17 protein-coding genes are annotated in these 16577 nt (G+C 68.3%); 10 read left to right on the top strand and 7 right to left on the bottom strand.

The genetic code is table 11. The features are described from left to right. Nucleotides 1-10: 10 nt before the first annotated feature. Nucleotides 11-1036: a hydroxyacid dehydrogenase gene (locus tag EV645_RS34395; RefSeq protein WP_130448239.1), complete on the bottom strand. Its 1026-nt coding sequence runs from the start codon at nt 1034-1036 to the stop codon at nt 11-13. Nucleotides 1037-1107: 71 nt separating this feature from the next. Here EV645_RS34395 and EV645_RS34390 point away from each other — a divergent pair, with 71 nt between their 5' ends. The 3 genes from EV645_RS34390 to EV645_RS34380 are packed head-to-tail and all read left to right on the top strand — an operon-like array spanning nt 1108 to nt 3753. Then, nucleotides 1108-1998, top strand: coding sequence for a LysR family transcriptional regulator (locus tag EV645_RS34390; RefSeq protein WP_130448238.1), 891 nt, complete (start codon nt 1108-1110; stop codon nt 1996-1998). Between the two features lie 34 nt (nt 1999-2032). Beyond that, nucleotides 2033-2980: an SDR family NAD(P)-dependent oxidoreductase gene (locus EV645_RS34385; RefSeq protein ID WP_130448237.1), complete on the top strand. Its 948-nt coding sequence runs from the start codon at nt 2033-2035 to the stop codon at nt 2978-2980. A gap of 8 nt (nt 2981-2988) precedes the next feature. Further along, nucleotides 2989-3753: a putative protein N(5)-glutamine methyltransferase gene (locus tag EV645_RS34380; protein ID WP_242000838.1), complete on the top strand. Its 765-nt coding sequence runs from the start codon at nt 2989-2991 to the stop codon at nt 3751-3753. On the opposite strand, the gene EV645_RS34375 is transcribed toward EV645_RS34380, so the two are convergent. Next, on the bottom strand, nt 3738-5711 hold the full coding sequence (locus EV645_RS34375; RefSeq protein WP_130448236.1) for an elongation factor G: 1974 nt from the start codon (nt 5709-5711) through the stop codon (nt 3738-3740). The genes EV645_RS34380 and EV645_RS34375 overlap by 16 nt on opposite strands. Nucleotides 5712-5870: 159 nt before the next feature. Continuing rightward, nucleotides 5871-6578 carry a UMP kinase gene (gene pyrH, locus EV645_RS34370; RefSeq protein WP_130448235.1) on the bottom strand — a complete coding sequence of 236 codons (708 nt, stop codon included), beginning with the start codon at nt 6576-6578 and terminating at the stop codon, nt 5871-5873. 117 nt (nt 6579-6695) lie between these two features. Here pyrH and EV645_RS34365 point away from each other — a divergent pair, with 117 nt between their 5' ends. From EV645_RS34365 to EV645_RS34355, 3 genes are all read left to right on the top strand, one after another. Beyond that, a complete protein-coding gene (locus tag EV645_RS34365) occupies nt 6696-7463 on the top strand; it encodes a DinB family protein (RefSeq protein ID WP_242000837.1) in 768 nt (255 codons plus the stop codon). Between the two features lie 26 nt (nt 7464-7489). Continuing rightward, nucleotides 7490-8074, top strand: a complete 585-nt coding sequence (locus EV645_RS34360; RefSeq protein ID WP_130448234.1) for a VOC family protein — start codon at nt 7490-7492, stop codon at nt 8072-8074. A 219-nt stretch (nt 8075-8293) separates the two neighbouring features. Further along, complete coding sequence (locus EV645_RS34355; RefSeq protein WP_130448233.1) at nt 8294-9319, top strand: small ribosomal subunit Rsm22 family protein; 1026 nt, start codon at nt 8294-8296, stop codon at nt 9317-9319. On the opposite strand, the gene EV645_RS34350 is transcribed toward EV645_RS34355, so the two are convergent. The 4 genes from EV645_RS34350 to EV645_RS34335 all read right to left on the bottom strand — a co-directional run bounded on the left by EV645_RS34350 (nt 9316) and on the right by EV645_RS34335 (nt 12398). Then, entirely contained in the window at nt 9316-10065 is a 750-nt protein-coding gene (locus tag EV645_RS34350) for an SDR family NAD(P)-dependent oxidoreductase (RefSeq protein ID WP_242000836.1), read from the bottom strand. The two genes, EV645_RS34355 and EV645_RS34350, sit on opposite strands and share 4 nt — an antisense overlap. An 82-nt stretch (nt 10066-10147) precedes the next feature. Further along, nucleotides 10148-11026 (bottom strand): AraC family transcriptional regulator, encoded by an 879-nt coding sequence (locus EV645_RS34345; protein ID WP_130448231.1) that lies wholly within the window; start codon nt 11024-11026, stop codon nt 10148-10150. 6 nt (nt 11027-11032) lie between these two features. Continuing rightward, nucleotides 11033-11452 carry a VOC family protein gene (locus EV645_RS34340; RefSeq protein WP_130448230.1) on the bottom strand — a complete coding sequence of 140 codons (420 nt, stop codon included), beginning with the start codon at nt 11450-11452 and terminating at the stop codon, nt 11033-11035. Between the two features lie 10 nt (nt 11453-11462). Further along, a complete protein-coding gene (locus EV645_RS34335) occupies nt 11463-12398 on the bottom strand; it encodes a helix-turn-helix domain-containing protein (protein WP_130448229.1) in 936 nt (311 codons plus the stop codon). 71 nt (nt 12399-12469) lie between these two features. On the opposite strand from EV645_RS34335, the gene EV645_RS34330 reads away from it, so the two are divergent. From EV645_RS34330 to EV645_RS34315, 4 genes are all read left to right on the top strand, one after another. Beyond that, nucleotides 12470-13453: an NAD(P)H-binding protein gene (locus EV645_RS34330; protein WP_130448228.1), complete on the top strand. Its 984-nt coding sequence runs from the start codon at nt 12470-12472 to the stop codon at nt 13451-13453. A 67-nt stretch (nt 13454-13520) separates the two neighbouring features. Further along, entirely contained in the window at nt 13521-15092 is a 1572-nt protein-coding gene (locus EV645_RS34325) for a hypothetical protein (protein WP_130448227.1), read from the top strand. A gap of 89 nt (nt 15093-15181) precedes the next feature. Next, nucleotides 15182-16093 carry an endonuclease/exonuclease/phosphatase family protein gene (locus EV645_RS34320; protein ID WP_157997227.1) on the top strand — a complete coding sequence of 304 codons (912 nt, stop codon included), beginning with the start codon at nt 15182-15184 and terminating at the stop codon, nt 16091-16093. Beyond that, nucleotides 16090-16536 (top strand): DinB family protein, encoded by a 447-nt coding sequence (locus EV645_RS34315; protein ID WP_157997226.1) that lies wholly within the window; start codon nt 16090-16092, stop codon nt 16534-16536. The genes EV645_RS34320 and EV645_RS34315 overlap by 4 nt, the downstream gene beginning before the upstream one ends. Nucleotides 16537-16577 lie beyond the last annotated feature (41 nt).

The raw sequence follows: 16577 nt of genomic DNA, 5'->3' as shown, positions 1-16577 counted from the left end.
GCCGTTCCTCTCACGCGGCGATCGACCACGAGGCGGGATCGACGAAGCTCGGTCCGCGCGTGCCGTCGTCGAGCCACTGGAGTGCGTCCTTCAGCACGTAGCCAGCCAGCGCGAGGTGACCCTCGGCGGTGTCTCCGGCGATGTGCGGCGTCAGCAACAGGTTCTGCGCGCTCAGCACCTTCTCGTCGAACTTCGGCGGTTCGGGGTCGTAGACGTCGAGGGCCGCGTAGATCCGCCCGTCCAGCGCGTGTTCCAGCAGAGCCTCTTGGTCGATCGCCGGACCGCGCGAGGAGTTCACCACCACCGCGCCGTCCGGCAGGTTCTCGATCAGGGCGCGGGTGATCATGCCCTTCGTCTCCGGCACGTTCGGGACGTGGATGCTGAGGAACGGCCCGCTCGCGGCATCCTCGAGCGCGGCGGGACGGACGCCCAGCTCGGCGGCGCGCTCGTCGCTGAGGTACGGGTCGTAGACGGCGAGATCGCAGCCGAAGGGCTTCAGCAGGGTGATCAGCGCCCGCGCCGTACTGCTCGCGCCGATGATGCCCACCTTCGCGCCGGCCAGTTCGTGACCGCGGTACTCCGTCTGCTTCCACCCGCCGGCGCGGACGGCGCCGTCGAAGCGGGGGAGGCGGCGCGCCAGCGTGAGCATCGACGCGAGGCAGTACTCGCCGACCGACCAGGCGATCCGCGGGCCTGCCGAGAAGACCGCGACACCCTGGTCGAGGATGGCCGGGTCGATCAGATTCTTGACCGTGCCGGCCGCGTGGGCGACCACCTTCGGGCCGTTTCCGTCCGACCACAGCTCCTTGCCGAGGTGCGGCGTACCCCAGCTGGTGAGGAGGACGTCGGCGCCCTTGACCAGCTCGGGTACGGCGGCGGGGTCGAGCGCCGGCGGTTTCGCCGCGGATCCTGGGCCGGCGGCGTGCTCCGACGTTGCCCAGACCACCTCGAATCGGTCCTCGAGCAGCTGTCGGGTCGCGGCGTCGACGACATCGGCGGCACGTTCGGGCGAGAAGAGGGCGGCGAGTTTTGGCATGGAACCGACGGTAAGCGCGTTCCGTTATGCAGGTCCAAGCCCATTTCTGAATGAACCGATACCGTGTGAGCATGGATCTGTCCCTGCAGCAGCTCCGCGGGTTCGTCGCGGTCGCCGAGGAACTTCACTACGGACGCGCCGCCGAGCGCCTGAATCTGACCCAGCCGCCGCTCACCCGCCAGATCCAGGGCCTGGAGCGCACTCTGGACGTCCGTCTCTTCGACCGCACCGGCCGCGGCGTCCGACTGACCGCGGCCGGTGGGGTGTTTCTCGAGCACGCCCGCCGGGTCCTGGCCCTGCTCGAGGTCGCCCCGGAGGCGACCCGTCGTGCGGCCGACGGAACGACTGGCACGCTGCGCCTCGCGTTCACGGCGATCGGCGCGTACGCCGTACTCGCCGATTTCCTGACCATGGTCGGCAAACGCACCCCCGGAGTGACCGCCGAGCTGACCGAGCTGGTGAGCCCGGCGCAGTTCGAGGCGCTGGCGAACCTGGAGATCGATATCGGGCTCGTGCGGCCGCCGATTCCGGAGCAGTTCGAGTCGATGCTGGTGCACTCCGAGGACCTCGTGCTCGCCGTACCGGCATCCCATCCGCTGGCCGAGGGGGACGGGCCGGTCGCGCTGGTCGATGCGACCGACGACTACATCGGGTACAGCCCGGAGGGTTCGCAGTACCTGCACGACATCTGCGCGGCGATGATCGGGATGGATCGGTACGCCGTGAGCCAGCTCGCGTCGCAGGTGCCGACGATGCTCGCGCTGGTGCGGGCGGGCCTGGGGTGCGCGTTGATCCCGCGGTCGATCATGGCGATGCGCGTTGAGGGTGTGCGGTACCGCGAGCTGGATGCGGCTGACGCGCACTCGGTGACGTTGCACGCGTGCTGGAGTCCGGACAGTCCCAACCCGGCGCTGCAGCGGTTGGCGGAGTCGTTGCGGCAGGATCCGCACCTCGGGACTTGACTTTGAGTGCACTCGAATTCATAGGCTGCTGACCATGGGTGAACAGCACAAGATCGGCTCGGGGTTCGGGCACGACAGCACTGCGGACGAGGTCCTTGCCGGGATCGACCTGACCGGCAAGCTCGCGATCGTCACCGGCGGCTACTCCGGTCTCGGTCTGGCGACCACGAAGGCGCTCACTCGCGCGGGCGCGCATGTCGTGGTGCCGGCCAGGCGGCCGGACGCGGCGCGCGAGGCGCTGGCCGGCGTCGACGGTGTGGAGATCGACGAGCTGGATCTGGGTGACCTCGAGAGCGTGAAGGCGTTCGCGGACCGGTTCCTGGCACCGGGGCGGTCGGTCGACATCATGATCGACAACGCGGCGATCATGGCTTCGCCGGAGACGCGGGTCGGCCCGGGCTGGGAGGCGCAGTTCGCGACCAACCACCTCGGACACTTCGCGCTGGTGAACCGGCTGTGGCCCGCGCTCGTGGCCGACGGCGGTGCACGGGTCGTGTCGGTGTCGTCGACCGGGCACCGGCGGTCCGACATCCGGTGGGACGACCTGGAGTTCCGCAACGGGTACGAGAAATGGCAGGCGTACGGGCAGGCGAAGACGGCCAACGTGCTGTTCGCGGTCCAGCTCGATGCCCTCGGCAAGGATTCCGGCGTACGGGCGTTCGCGCTGCACCCGGGCGGCATCATGACTCCGCTGCAGCGGCACCTGACCCGCGAGGAGATGGCCGGCTACGGCTGGCTCGACGCGGACGGCAATCCGGTCGTCGGTTTCAAGACGCCGGAGCAGGGCGCGGCGACCCAAGTGTGGGCCGCGACGTCGCCGCAGCTGGACGGTCTCGGCGGTGTGTTCTGCGAGGACTGCGAGATCGCGGAGGTGTCGACCGACGACGCTCCCGGCGTACGGCCGTATGCGATCGACCCGGCCTCGGCAGCGCGGTTGTGGACGGTGTCGGCGGAGCTCACCGGAGTGAATGCTTTCGGATAATCTGTGGTGTGACCACTGTTGTTGAGCGGCTGCGCGCATCGGGGTCGGTGTTCGCCGAGGACGAGGCGGCGCTGATCGCCGAGTCCGCGAGGGACGAGTCCGAGCTGGCGGCCATGGTCGACCAGCGGGTGGCCGGGTTGCCGTTGGAGTACGTCGTGGGCTGGGCGTCGTTCTGCGGGTTGCGGATCGCCGTCGACACCGGCGTGTTCATTCCACGGCGTCGTACCGAGTTCTTGGTGGCGGAGGCGTTGCGGGTCACCGCTGCGGGGGCGGTCGTGGTCGACCTCGGCTGCGGCACGGGCGCTCTCGGCGCGGCCGTCGCTGCCCAGCGCGAGGTGACCTTGTACGCCGCCGACATCGAGCCGGCTGCGGTCGAGTGCGCGCGCCGCAACCTGCTCCCGTACGGCGGGATCGTGTCTGAGGGCGATCTGTTCTCGGCGTTGCCGGATCGGTTGCGCGGGCAGGTCGACGTACTGCTGTCGAACGTTCCGTATGTGCCGACGGACGAGATTCGCCTGCTGCCGCCGGAGGCGCGGCTCTACGAACCGCACGTCACCTTGGACGGCGGCGCGGACGGTCTGGCTGTCTTCCGGCGGGTGGCTGCCGAGGCAACGGATTGGCTGATGCCCGGCGGTCACTTCTTCGTCGAGCTGAGTGAGCGCCAGGCGCCGGTCGCGCGGGCGGTGATGGTCGAGCACGGCCTGACCGCCGAGATCGTCGAGGACGACGACCTCGGCGCGACCGTTGTGCACGGCATCTATACGCGCCGCTGAATGTGCAGCAGGTATTCGCGGCGGTGGAGCGGGTCGTGGTCGGTGCGTTGCCGTTCCGGGATCGGGCCGGTGACCGGGTGGTAGCGCTCGAATGCGGACTCCAGGACGCCTTCGCCGCGGGTGAGGGCGGGGAGTTGTTGCTCGAGTTCGTACACGGCGGCCGCGGGGATCTCCCCTTCCAAGGTTGAGGTTTCGGCGGCGAGCGCAGGCACTTGTGGGATCGCTCGGAGGCGGGCGAGAGCCGCGAGTACTGCGCGCGTGGTGTCGGTCGGGATCTCCAGCTGGAAGTGGTGCATCGGCTCGTGCACCGTCGTACCTGCCTGCTGGAGAGCCGTCATCAGGACGAGCGGCGTGAGGTTGCGGAAGTCGCCGGCCGTGCTGGACATACTCTTGTCGAACACCGCGTGGGCATGGCTCTGGCGTGCGGAGTAGCCGGAGTGCGTCATCACGACGTGCGCGTCGGGGATCTGCCAGCCGTGCACGCCCTGGTGCAGCGTTTCACGGACGGTCTCCTCGACAGCCTTGATGAACGCGTACGGCATCGAGCCGAGCTCGACCTCGAGTTCGAAACTCACGCCGGCGTTCACCGGTGCGGGCTCGACCCGCAGGCCGATGGTCGCGAGGAACGGGTTCAGGTCCTTCTTCTTGAACTCGACCGCCGCGCCGGTGCCGACGATCCGCTCGACGCAGATCGTGGTCGTCTCACGGAAGTCGACCTCGATCCCGAACTCGGTCGCCAGCGTCGTCTCGATGACCTCCTTCTGCACCTCGCCGTACAGCGACACGTAGGTCTCCTGGCGGAGGTCGTCCTGACGCAGGTTGATCAACGGGTCCTGCTCGGCGAGTTGGGTCAGCGCGACGCGCAGGTTGCCCTTGTCGGACGGCTTCCGCGCGGAGATCACCGTCTCCAGCGTGGGCGGCGCGAAGTACGCCGTTTCTTCGGAAGTTTCTGGTCGCCGGTTGGCGGAAATGTTCCGGTGATCGCCGATGCGGTCGCCGATCCGGACCTCGGCGAGACCCCAGACCTTCGCGATCCGGCCGGCCCGGACCGTGTTCGACTGCGCGGGGCCGCCGAACACCTCGAGCGCGGTGATCTTCGCTTCGTTGTCGCCGAACCGGATCCGGTCGCGGACCTGCGCCGTCCCGTCGAGCATGCGTACATAGGCGATCTTCTCGCCCGCCGGACCGCGGTCGACCTTGAACACCCTGCCGTCGAGCGGCCCGTCGGTCGTGCGGGCGCGGGGGAGCAGGTCACGGATGCCGTCGGTCAGGGCTTGCGTCCCGGCGCCGGTGATCGCGGATCCGAAGTACACCGGGTGCACCCGCGCTTGGCGGGTCTGAGCGCTGAGCGACTCGTCCAGCGCGAGCGGTTCGCCGTCGACGTACCGCTCGAGGAGATCGTCGTCGCGCTCGGTCAGGACCTCCAGGAGTGCGGTCTCCTGCAGGATCGGCTTGAACGTCGCCTCGGGTGTGCCGAGGTGGGTGGCCTCGCCCATCGGGACGATCGCCGGGGTCAGCTTCGCCGCGATCTGGCGGAGCACACCGTCGTACTGCGCACCCGGTCGGTCGAGCTTGTTGATGAAGATGAGGGTGGGGATGCGCAGGCGTTGCAGGGTCCGCATCAGTACGCGGGTCTGCGCCTGGACGCCCTCGACAGCCGAGATCACCAGGACCGCGCCGTCCAGCACGCTGAGCGCACGCTCCACCTCGGCGATGAAATCCGGGTGGCCCGGGGTGTCGATCAGGTTGACCGTCACGTCGCCGATCGCGAACGAGACGACCGCGGACTTGATCGTGATCCCGCGCTGCCGTTCGAGCGCGAGCGAGTCGGTCTGGGTGCTCCCGTCGTCGACGCTACCGACCTCGTCGATGACTCCGGCGGCGTACAGCAGCCGCTCGGTCAGGCTGGTCTTTCCGGCGTCAACATGCGCCAGGATCCCAAGATTCAGTACTTCCACGCAGCTTCATGTCCTTTGAACAGGTGACAGTCCGATCAGCAACAGACATGAAGCGAGATCGCATGACGGACTCCTTACTAGACACCTGCTCGTACGCCCCGAGTACACCAACTCAGCTCAAGCCACGACAAACCATTTAGCGCACCCCTACAACCTCCGTCACTTGATGAGGGTGCCGAGTTGGGTGCCGTTGACTATGGAGGAGGCGGCGCCGGTGCGGTCGATGTCGAAGACGTGGAGGGGGAGGTGGTGGTCGCGGGCGAGGATGAACGCGGATTGATCCATCACGCCGAGGCCGCGGTCGATGACCTCGGTGTAGGTGAGGTGGTCGAAGCGTTTGGCGTCGGGGTGCTTGTTCGGGTCGGCGTCGTACACGCCGTCGGTGCCGTTCTTAGCGACGAGTAGGGCGTCGGCCTCGAGCTCGACGGCGCGCTGGACCGACGGGTAGTCGGTCGTCGTGAACGGCTGGCCGTTGCCGCAAGCAAGGAGGACGATCGAGCCCTTCTCCAGGTGCCGCAGCGCACGAAGCCGGATGTACGGCTCGGCTAGGTTGTCGATCGGGAGCGCGGTCATCAGCCGTACGCCGTGTGCGCCGAGCGCGGCCAGCCGCCCGCGGAGCAGGACCGCGTTGATGACCGTGCCGAGCATGCCGATGTTGTCCGCCTCGACCCGGTCAATACCCCAGTCGTCGGCCCGGTTGCCGCGGAACACGTTCCCGCCGCCCACGACCACCGCGACTTGTACGCCGGTCGCACGCAACGAGATCACCTCGTTGGCGAGGTGCGTGAGCCGATCACTGTTGAAACCGAACTCGTCGGGGCCGGCGATCGCCTGCCCGGACAGCTTGAGCACGAGCCTGCGGTACATGCCGCTCCGTTCCGATCAGATGGTGTCGTCGTACCGACAACCGCCAGCAGGTCTATCACGGACCTGGGAACACCGGACGTCTTGTAGCCCCGGGAGGTCTCGCGCGAAGGTGGTCCGGTGACCGAGTCCAAGGAGTTCAAGGAGCAGGACCTGAGTGGGGTGCGGTTCGAGGACGTGCGGCTTCGCGACGCGGTGTTCGACAACGTCGACCTGACCGGTGTCACGATCCGTGGCGCTCGGGTGGTCGACGTCTCGATCGACGGGGATATCCACAACCTGCAGGTGTGGGGCGTGGACGTCGTACCGCTGATCGATGCGGAGCTCAACCGCCGGCATCCCGATCGAGCGAAGATGAGCCCGACCGACGCGGACGGTTACCGCGAGGCGTGGGAGTTGCTCGAGCGGTTGTGGGCCGAGACCGTCGAGCGTGCCCGGGCGATGCCGGAGGACTTGCTGCACGAGTCGGTCGATGGCGAGTGGTCATTCATCGAGACGCAGCGCCACCTCGTCTTCGCGACGGATGCCTGGGTACGCCGTGCCGTGCTGGGCGATCCGGCTCCGTGGGACCCGCTCGATCTGCCCCACGACGAGATGTCCGACGTACCGGGTGTTCCGCGCGATCGCGCCGTGCGGCCGTCGCTCGATGAGGTGCTCGCGTTGCGGGCCGATCGGATGGGGACCGTCCGGGAGGTGTTCGCCGGGTTGACCGATGAGCGGTTGAGCGAGCTGACCGTGCCCGTGACCGAACCGGGGTATCCGGAGTCGCAGAGCTTCGAGGTGAGCCGGTGCCTCGGCTGCATCCTGAGCGAGAATGGCATCACCGGATGTACGCCGAGCGCGATCTCGCCGTACTGCGCGAGTAGAACTGTCGGTGCTGTGTTCTAGCCTCGGGTCGGGATCGGAGGTTCGACATGGTGCTCGCCGACTGGCGGAAGATGGTGCAGGCGCAACAGGCGAGGTTCGTGACCGCCTCGTTGGCCGAAGGCGCGCGGTTCGTCCAGGCGGTCGGTGAGGCCTGCTCGGACGCCGATCAGGTGCCTGAGCTGCGGCTCGGAGCGACGTACGTCGACGTCTCCTGCCGGGACGAAGGTGTGGCGGCGCAGATCAGCGCGATCGCCGCGGACCACGGTCTCACTGCAGATCCGGCTGCCGTGGCGCAGTTGGAGATCGCGCTGGACACGGCTGACCTCGCCGAGGTCGGGCCGTTCTGGGCGGCGGTGCTTACCGGGAGCTCGGACGCGTTCAAAGGGAACGACATCATCGACCCGATGGGCCGCGTCCCGACCCTCTGGTTCCAGGGCACCTCTCCGCATTCGGCACCACGACAACGGTTCCATCTGGACCTTTGGCTGCCGCCGGAGGTCGTGCCGGATCGGATAAAGGCCGGTCTCGCCGCGGGCGGCACGGTCGTGTACGACGACGAGGCGCCGGCGTTCACCGTGCTCGCGGACCCGCAGGGCAACAAGGTCTGCTTGTGCACGTCGGAGGGCCGATAAATAGGCCGCGCGATGAGAGCGGCTCTGCTACGGTCGGGTTGAATCCTAGGAGGTGTGTGATGGCTTGCAAGGTTATCCGGTTCCGCACCATCCCCTCCTCTGCTGCCATCTGACAGCTCTTCTCCGGACCGGTTGGTGCGTCGCGGCGTCTGGCCGCGGATCACGTGCGCGCTGAGTTCACCAGCGCGTACTCCGTGCCGATCGAACCGGAGCTTCCGCATGTCCTCCGTGGACACCCAACTTCATGCTGCCCTCGCACGCGCCCTCGACGGCGTCCCGCACCACGAACTACGCCGCCGGGTCGACGCGCTCTCGCACCGCTACCGCACCGAGCAGGTCGACGACACCGCTCCCGCTGTGCGCGACCACCTCGACGCCCTTGCGTACGCCGTCATCCGCATGCCGGCGACGTTTCGCGCCCTGTACGCCGCACTCTCCGCGGCCGAGCGTCACGTAGACGCACCGTTCACCACCCACCTCGACCTCGGCGGCGGCACCGGCGCAGCCGCCTGGGCCGCCGAGTCCCTCTGGCCGCACATCACCACCGAAATCCTGGAACGCCAGCCAGCCGCCATCCACCTCGGCCAACAACTTGCCACAGGCAACCGCTGGCACTGGACCGCCGCAGACCTCCACCACTGGAGCAAACTCCCCGACCCCGACCGGAGCACGCCGGACCCCTGCGAGCCCGCCGAGTCGATCCGGTCGGCCCGGTCGGCCTGGTCGGCCCGGTCGGCCCGGTCGGTGGATCTGATCACGATCGGCTATGTGCTCAACGAGCTGTCCGCCGACACCCGGCGCCTCGTGATCCACGCCGCAACGCGGTCCGCGAAGACGATCGTCCTCGTCGAGCCCGGCACGCCGAACGGGCACCGTCGTACTCTCGACGCTCGCGACCTGCTGCTCGACCACGGGTTCCGGATCGCCGCGCCGTGCCCGCACGAAGGCCGGTGCCCGACCGACTGGTGCAACTTCGCTGCGCGCCTGCCTCGCACGGAACTTCACCGCGTGCTGAAAGACGGCACCCGCAATTACGAAGAAGAGAGGTTCAGCTATGTCGTCGCAACGCGGGCTCCGGTCCGGCCCGCGCCGGCGCGGGTGATCCGCAGGCCGGCCAGACCGAAGGGCCGCGTCATGCTCGAGCTCTGCACGTCAGCCGGCACCGCACAACAGATCATCGTGCCCAAGTCGGATGACGCCTACCGCGCCGCCCGCAGCACGAACTGGGGAGACGCCTGGACTTAGAGCTCGTAACCGCCCGAAGCCTCCACGGTCTGAGCGGTGATCCAACCGGAGTCGGGCGAGCCGAGGAACGCGATGACCTTGCCGAGGTCGTCCGACTCACCGATCCGGCCGAGCGCGGTCCGCTCGGCGATCGGGGGAATCCATTCGGGATGCTCGGAGAACGCGTCGCCACCGAGGCGGGTCCGGGTCACGCCGGGAGCAACGGCGTTGACCCGGATCCCGCGGACGCTCAGCTCCTTCGCGAGGTACCGGGTGAGCACGATCTGCGCACCCTTCACGCTCGCGTAGACCGAGTACCCGGGCGACGGCCGCGCCGACTGGAGCGCCGACGTGCTGGTCGTGTAGACGATCGAACCGTGGTCGGCGATCAGGGGGAGAAGCGTCTGCGTGAGGAAGTACGGACCCTTGAGGTGGACGTTCACCATCTGATCGAACAGTTCCTCGGTCGTCTCCTCGAACATCACCGGAGGCTGCCCGACCCCCGCGTTGCTGACGAGAAAGTCGAACGTCGTCCGATCCCACTGCGCCAGTACGTCGGTCAGCGCCGCCTTGAACTCCGCGAATGTCGACGGCCGCGACACGTCCAGCGGCAGCGCAACCGCCGTACCGCCGTCCTTCTCGATCCGCTCGACCGTGTCGAGGCCGCGTTCGCGGCTGCCGTGGTACGTGACGACGACGGCCGTACCGCGCTTCGCGAGGTCGAACGCCGCGCTCTGGCCGATGCCGGAACTTCCGCCAGTGATCACAGCTACTTGCATAATCGTGCACAACTCCTACTGAGTCAGGAACAGGTACCTCACCAGTAGACGTTCAGCAGCGGGGAAGGCGTTAGATCAATTCTGGCGTCAACTTGCCTGATCCTGCTCGATCGCGGCTCGGCGGCGTACCGAACTCGCGGCGGTACTCGCGGCTGAACTGGGACGGGCTGTCGTAGCCCACGGCGTACCCGGCGCTCGTCACGTCCTCGCCGAGACCGACCACGCGGAGCCGAGCTTCGTGCAGCCGGATCTTCTTCTGGAACTGGATCGGGGTGAGCTCGGTGACCGTGCGGAAGTGCCGGTGGAACGCCGACGTACTCATGCCGGCCATCGCGGCCAGGTCCTCGACCCGGAACGGTTCGGTGTAGTGCTTGCGGATCCAGCCGATGACGCGCGCGACGTGCGACAGGCTGCTGTCGGCGAGCCCGATCTCGCGGACCGCGGCACCCTGCGGACTGCGCAGGAGCCGCCAGAGGATTTCGCGCTGCACAAGGGGCGCGAGTACGGGTGCATCACCGGGCTCAAAGACCAGCCGGAGCAAGCGGATCATCGCGTCGACGAGTTCGGCCGACGCGTGGTCGACCGTGAGGCCGCGGACCGCGCCGCCGGGCTTCTCGCTCGCGTCGAGGAGCAGCGAGGCGATCGACTCCGGCCGCAGCTCGAGCCCGACGCCGAGACATGGCGCGTCCTTCGATGCCTCGACGAAGTGCCCCGTCACCGGCAGGTCCACGGACACGATCACGTAGTCGCCGGCGCCGTACTCAAACACCTGCTCACCGAGCGCCAGCCGCTTCCGCCCCTGCGCCACCAACGCAAACGTGGGCGACGCGAGCCCGGCCGTCGGCGGCGTCGGCGCGTCGACAACCGACAGCAGCAACCCGTCGATCGCGCCTTCACGCCCGACCGCGCCGACGATCAGCTCCCGCAACTCCGCCAAGGCCTGGTCCATGACGAGTCAGACGTGTCCGACCAGTAAACAGAACGGATGCCCCGCCGGATCCGCGAGCACGTAGAGCGGTTCGTCCTCGTCTGCTCCGCGGTCGTACAGCAACCGCGCGCCGAGCTGCTCGGCCCGCTCGCGATGCCGGTGGAGCTCCTCGAGCGACGGTACGGCGTAGTCGATGTGCAGCTGCATCGGCACCGCGGCCGACGGCCAGGTGGACGGCGTCAGCTGCTCGACCTGCTGTACGGCGAGCTGCCGGTTCCCGTCCTCGTCGACGAGCACGAGCCAGCCGGGGTCGTCCTCGGATCCGTCCACCGGCGCCTCGTCCCCGGGCCGGTACCGCAGCCCGAGGAGCGCCCGATAGAACTCCGCCAAGCCTCGCGAATCCACCGCATCCAGCGCGGTGTGCATCCGCCGTGGATAGCTGTCCATGCCGGTCACCTTACGGGCTGTGGAAGGATGTTCTGTAGGTGTTGGGCGGGACGCCTACTACCCGTTTGAACTGACGCCGAAGCGTGGTGGCGGTGCCCAGGCCGGTGGCGGTAGCTACCGATTCGATGCTGTGGTTGGTGGCCTCAAGCAACTGTTGGGCGCGCCGGACGCGTTGGGTCAGAAGCCATTGCAGTGGTGTCTGACCGGTGACCGCACGGAACTGCCGGCCTAGGTGGCGCGGGCTGGTGTTCGCACGTCGGGCCAGGTCGGTCACCGTCAGCGGCTGGTCCAACCGCTCCTGCACCCAGGCGAGCAGCTCCGCGAGCGTGTGATCGCCGCTCACCGGGACCGGCGTCGATACGAACTGTGCTTGGCCGCCGGCGCGATGCGGCGGTACGACGAGGCGCCGCGCGACCGTGTTCGCGACCGTCGCGCCGTGGTCGAGGTGGACGAGGTGGAGGCACAGGTCGACCGCGGCTGCCTTGCCGGCCGCGGTGAGGATGTTGCCGTTGTCGGTGTAGAGGACGTCGGGGTCGACGGTCGCCTCGGGATACCTGGCGCTGAGGGCGTCGGCGTGTCCCCAGTGCGTCGTTGCGCGGCGACCATCGAGCAATCCAGCCGCGCCGAGGACGAAGGCGCCGGTGCAGAGTGACGCGACTCGCGCACCCGACTCGTAGGCGGACCGCACGGCGTCGACGAGCTCGGGCGGTAGGGGTTCGTCGACGTCGGCCAGGGCGGGGACGATGACAGTGTCTGCCTGCGCGAGGAAGCCCAGGTTGTCGTCGGGCTCCACGGTGAACGGACCGACCCGGACCGATCCTGGCCCGCACAGGCGTACGTCGTACCACTCGTCGGACCCGAGCGGCGGGTTGCCGAAGATCTCGTACGCGATGCCGAGCTCGAAGTGCAGCAGGTGCCCGGCGGTCGCCAGCGCGACAGTGTGCATGTCCGAAAGTGTACGAACAGTGTCGTTCCGGACTCTCACGCTGTCTCATGCGGTACGGCGAGACTCGACGTATGAACGCTGTCGTGGTCTATGGAGCAACCGGTCACACCGGCCGGTTCGTCGTCGAGGAACTGCTGCGCCAAGGTCTGCCGGTGATCGCATCCGGCCGGAACTCGAGCGCACTCGAAGCGCTGTGGGACCTGGAGATCCGCCCGGCCTCGGTCGACGATCCGCACGCCCTCGACCAGGCGCTGAAGAACGCCGCCGCGGTGATCAACTGCGCCGGCCCGTTCGCTGCGACCGCGGACCCGATGATCGACGCAGCCATCCGCGCCAGGATCCCGTACGTCGACGTCGCCGCGGAGATCGAGGCCAACGTGTCGACGTACGCCAGGCACAGCGACACCCCGGTCGTGCCGGCGATGGCGTTCTACGGCGGCCTCGGCGACCTGCTGACGACCGCGGCGCTGGGGGAGCGGACCAGCGCCGACGAGGTGCACGTCGCCTACGGACTGACCAGTTGGCACCCGACATCCGGTACGCGCGCCGCCGGCCAGGTCTCGCACGACCGCCGCAACGGCCGCCGGCTCCGCTTCACCGACGGCGCCCTGCAGCACCACGACGACAAGCCGACCCAGGAGGACTGGACGTTCCCGGAGCCGCTCGGCCGGCGTCGTGTGATCCCGGAATTCACGATGGCCGATGTCGTCACCATCCCGAGCCACCTCGCCGTCCCCGAGGTCCGCACCTACATGACGGTCGCTGCCGCCGGCGATCTCATGGACGCGGACACTCCGGCGCCGGTCGCGGTCGACGACGCGGGCCGATCGGACCAGACGTTCATCGTCGACGTCCGGGTCCGGACCGGTGGCGAGGAGCGGCGGGCGACGGCGAGCGGGCAGGACATCTACGCGATCTCGGCCCCGCTCGCGGTGGGCGCCGTACGGCGGATCTTGGCCGGCTCCAGCCGCGTACAAGGGGTGGCGTCCGCCGGTGCGATGTTCGACGCCGCCGACTTCCTCAATGATTTACCACTCACACTCGACCTGTCGTAAATCGATTCCCCGCGGGAGAATGTAGGTCCCCTGCTGACCGCCCATCATCAGCTGGAGGCCGCCCGCCATGCCCGACATCCGTCCGTCCCGTCGTGCCGTTCTCCGCCTGGCAGCAGCCGGTGCTGTCGCCGCGACAAGCCTGACCACGCTCCCGGCGTACGCCGATGAGATCGACTACACCGCCCGTAAGACCTTCGACGACTGGGATCGCCTGTTCCAGCAAGGCGGTCCCGGTCAGCCGGACCAGCCGAACGACAACAGCAACCGTGACGGCCGATCCGGGATGCTCGCGTGGAGCCAGTCGTACGTGATGCTCGGGCTGGTCCGGATGTACGAGAAGTACCGCGACACGTATTACCTCGACCGGCTAATCGACAACGTCGACCAAGTGCTGTCGGTCCGGGACAACAAACGCGGCGTCAAGGACTATCGCGGCCGGTCGCTGCCGGCCTGGCGTGCAGACCACCCGTACACCACGGGTTACGCAACCCTTGCCGACGGCAACGGTCAGCCGCTGCTCGATCTCCGCGAGGCCCTGTCGTACGCCGAGGACACCACGATCACCGTCACGGCCGGGACGCGCCCGGACACGTTCACGGTCCAGCTCGTCAACACCTTCGTCAACCGCACGGTCACACACACGGACCTGTCCCTGGACCCGGCCAGCCCCGACTATGCGGTCAGCCGGATCTACGCGGCCGCGCCGGGATCTCTCCAGCTGACCGCCGTTGATCGCCGGGCAGTCCCACGTGCAGGCGACGTACCCCAGCTCGGCTCGTCCACGATGCACTGCGAGCCAGTGATCTTTGCCGTCCACACCGGCATGATCACGTATCCAATCGCGATCTTCGTGCGGATCGTGCTGAGCTCGCCGGCCCTGCGGCGGCGCTACCTGCGGAAGGCGCTTGAGTACCTGGTCGCCTGCCGGGAGGCGGTCGCGGTCCACGACTGGGAGTACCGCGACGGCGGATACCTGATCTGGCCGAAGACCCAGCCGCTCGCGTACGACGGATGCGAGCAGCCGCTCAATCAATCGGTCGGTCTAGGTCAGACCCTGGTCGAGCTGGCGCTGGCGACCCGCGACCGCGAGTACCCGCGGAAGGTCGCCGCGATGGGCCGGATGCTGGCCGGCCAGTTCACAGTCGACGCCGGCGACGCCTATCTGTGGCACTACTGGCCGACGGGCGGGCGCATTTACGACGGGTTCGTGAAGACCGGAGACCCCGACACCGATGTTTCGGTCTTCACCCCGTCCGGCGGCCCGGCCCGCCAGTTCGAGGACGTCAGCCATGGGGCGATCGACGTCGAGTTCGCCGTACGGGCGTTTCGTGCGCGGCTCGCGTTCACGGCGCAGGACATGGCGCGGATCGCCCGTACGTTCACCCAGAACGTCGTGACCACCGACGCGGACGGCCTGCCCGTCATCCACACCACGGTCGCCGGGACCACGGTCGGTGCGCCCTCGGTCGCGCAGCAGGCGCCGCGCTGGATGCAGGCGAACGCATGGGACCCACGGGTCCACGCGCAGTGCCTAGCCCTCTACAACCGCTACCAGCCGACTCCGGAACGCGACGGCCAGCAGGCCATCGGCTTCGGCTGGCTCCTTGCCAATGTCGCGTACCTCAACTGGGCCCGTTAGTTTCGGGCATGGCATAGCCTGGTTGAGTGGAGGGGACTGAGGTAGGGGTGGGGGGTGCTCCGTCTCGAACTTGGCGGTACGCCGGGATCGTGATCGCCGGATTGTTGCCGTGGGCATGGTTCTTGCTCCGGGACCGGTTCGGCGTGGTGACGGATGTGCTGGCGATCCTGTTGCCGCTGGCGCTGATCGTGGCGTTGCTGGTGGGTGTGCTCGGGCGCCGTCGCCGTGCGGCTGTCGCGTTCGCGGTGTCGACGCTGCTGGTCGGGATCGTCGGCACGGTCGGGCCGTGGATCCCGCACGGGTCGGGGACGGTCGATCCGAGTCGCGCCGTACGGTTCGCCGCGGCGAACATCGGCGCCGGGGAGCTCGAAGGCGCCGACAGCCTGATCGCGCAGAAGGCCGACGTACTCGTGATCTCCGAGATCGGGCAGCCGCTGACGGAGCGGTTGTCCGAGGCGTATCCGGAGCATGTGGCGGACTGGAACGGTCCGGCCGTCGGCGTCTTCAGCCGCTGGCCGATGACGGTGCTCGAACAGCCCGGGCCGGATCTTCCGGGATACGTACTCCGGGTGCATGCGCCGTCGGGCGACTTCGACCTGATCGCCGTCCACGTGCCGAAGCCTTGGTACTCGTCCGGCGGGTCGTCGTACAACGCGCCCGCAGACACGGTTCCGTACGAGACGACCGTCGCGAATCATCACCGGCTGATCGAGCAGATTGCCCTGCGGGCGGCGCGCGACGACCACCCGGTCGTGATTTCCGGCGACATGAACACGACGGACCGCGGCCGCGACTACCGCGTGCTGGCCGATCCGCTGAAGGACGCGATGCTGAACGGGTGGGGCCGGCCGTCGCAGATCGGCCGATGGGCCGCACTGTTCGTCCGGATCGACCACCTGTTCATCAAACCCGGCTGGTGCTCGGACGACACCGGCTGGTTCAAGGTGCCGAAGTCGGACCACCATGGCCTCGTCGCAACGATCGGACCGTGCAAGACGTGACCGAGCTCGAACAGCTGGTGGAGACGCTTGACGGGCTGCGGGCCGGCGTACTGAAGAAGCTGGCCGGCCTGAGCGAGGCGGACGCACGCCGCAGTACGGTCGAGTCCGGGACGAATGTGGCCGGACTGATCCAGCACCTGACCTTCGTCGAGTCGCTGTGGATCGAGGAGGTCGTGGCGGGCGGCAAGGCCTCGCGCGGCAAGCGCTCCATGCAGGTCGACCCCGACGTGTCTCTCACGACGTTGCGCGCCGAGTACAAGGCCGCCTGCGCCGCCTCCAACGACATCATCGCCAAACTCGGCGACCCCGAATGTCCGGTGACCCGCAACGGCAAGACCCACAACCTTCGCTGGGCCGTCCTCGCCGTCATCGGCGAGACCTCCCGGCACGCGGGCCACGCCGACATCATCCGCGAACAACTCGACGGCACCACCGGTCGCTGACCCACCGGCGTGACATCTTGTCGTCGCCGATCTGGGACAAC

The organism is Kribbella rubisoli, from assembly GCF_004217145.1.
GTDB classification, from domain to species: Bacteria; Actinomycetota; Actinomycetes; order Propionibacteriales; family Kribbellaceae; genus Kribbella; species Kribbella rubisoli.
This window is presented reverse-complemented; position numbering and strand designations above follow the sequence as displayed.

Bases quoted from the DNA above. Each gene is read 5' to 3' on its own strand.
- EV645_RS34395 (WP_130448239.1), bottom strand. From the start codon at position 1,036: ATGCCAAAACTCGCCGCCCTCTTCTCGCCCGAACGTGCCGCCGATGTC.
- EV645_RS34390 (WP_130448238.1), top strand. From the start codon at position 1,108: ATGGATCTGTCCCTGCAGCAGCTCCGCGGGTTCGTCGCGGTCGCCGAG.
- EV645_RS34385 (WP_130448237.1), top strand. From the start codon at position 2,033: ATGGGTGAACAGCACAAGATCGGCTCGGGGTTCGGGCACGACAGCACT.
- pyrH (WP_130448235.1), bottom strand. From the start codon at position 6,578: ATGTACCGCAGGCTCGTGCTCAAGCTGTCCGGGCAGGCGATCGCCGGC.
- EV645_RS34360 (WP_130448234.1), top strand. From the start codon at position 7,490: ATGGTGCTCGCCGACTGGCGGAAGATGGTGCAGGCGCAACAGGCGAGG.
- EV645_RS34355 (WP_130448233.1), top strand. From the start codon at position 8,294: ATGTCCTCCGTGGACACCCAACTTCATGCTGCCCTCGCACGCGCCCTC.
- EV645_RS34345 (WP_130448231.1), bottom strand. From the start codon at position 11,026: ATGGACCAGGCCTTGGCGGAGTTGCGGGAGCTGATCGTCGGCGCGGTC.
- EV645_RS34340 (WP_130448230.1), bottom strand. From the start codon at position 11,452: ATGGACAGCTATCCACGGCGGATGCACACCGCGCTGGATGCGGTGGAT.
- EV645_RS34335 (WP_130448229.1), bottom strand. From the start codon at position 12,398: ATGCACACTGTCGCGCTGGCGACCGCCGGGCACCTGCTGCACTTCGAG.
- EV645_RS34330 (WP_130448228.1), top strand. From the start codon at position 12,470: ATGAACGCTGTCGTGGTCTATGGAGCAACCGGTCACACCGGCCGGTTC.
- EV645_RS34325 (WP_130448227.1), top strand. From the start codon at position 13,521: ATGCCCGACATCCGTCCGTCCCGTCGTGCCGTTCTCCGCCTGGCAGCA.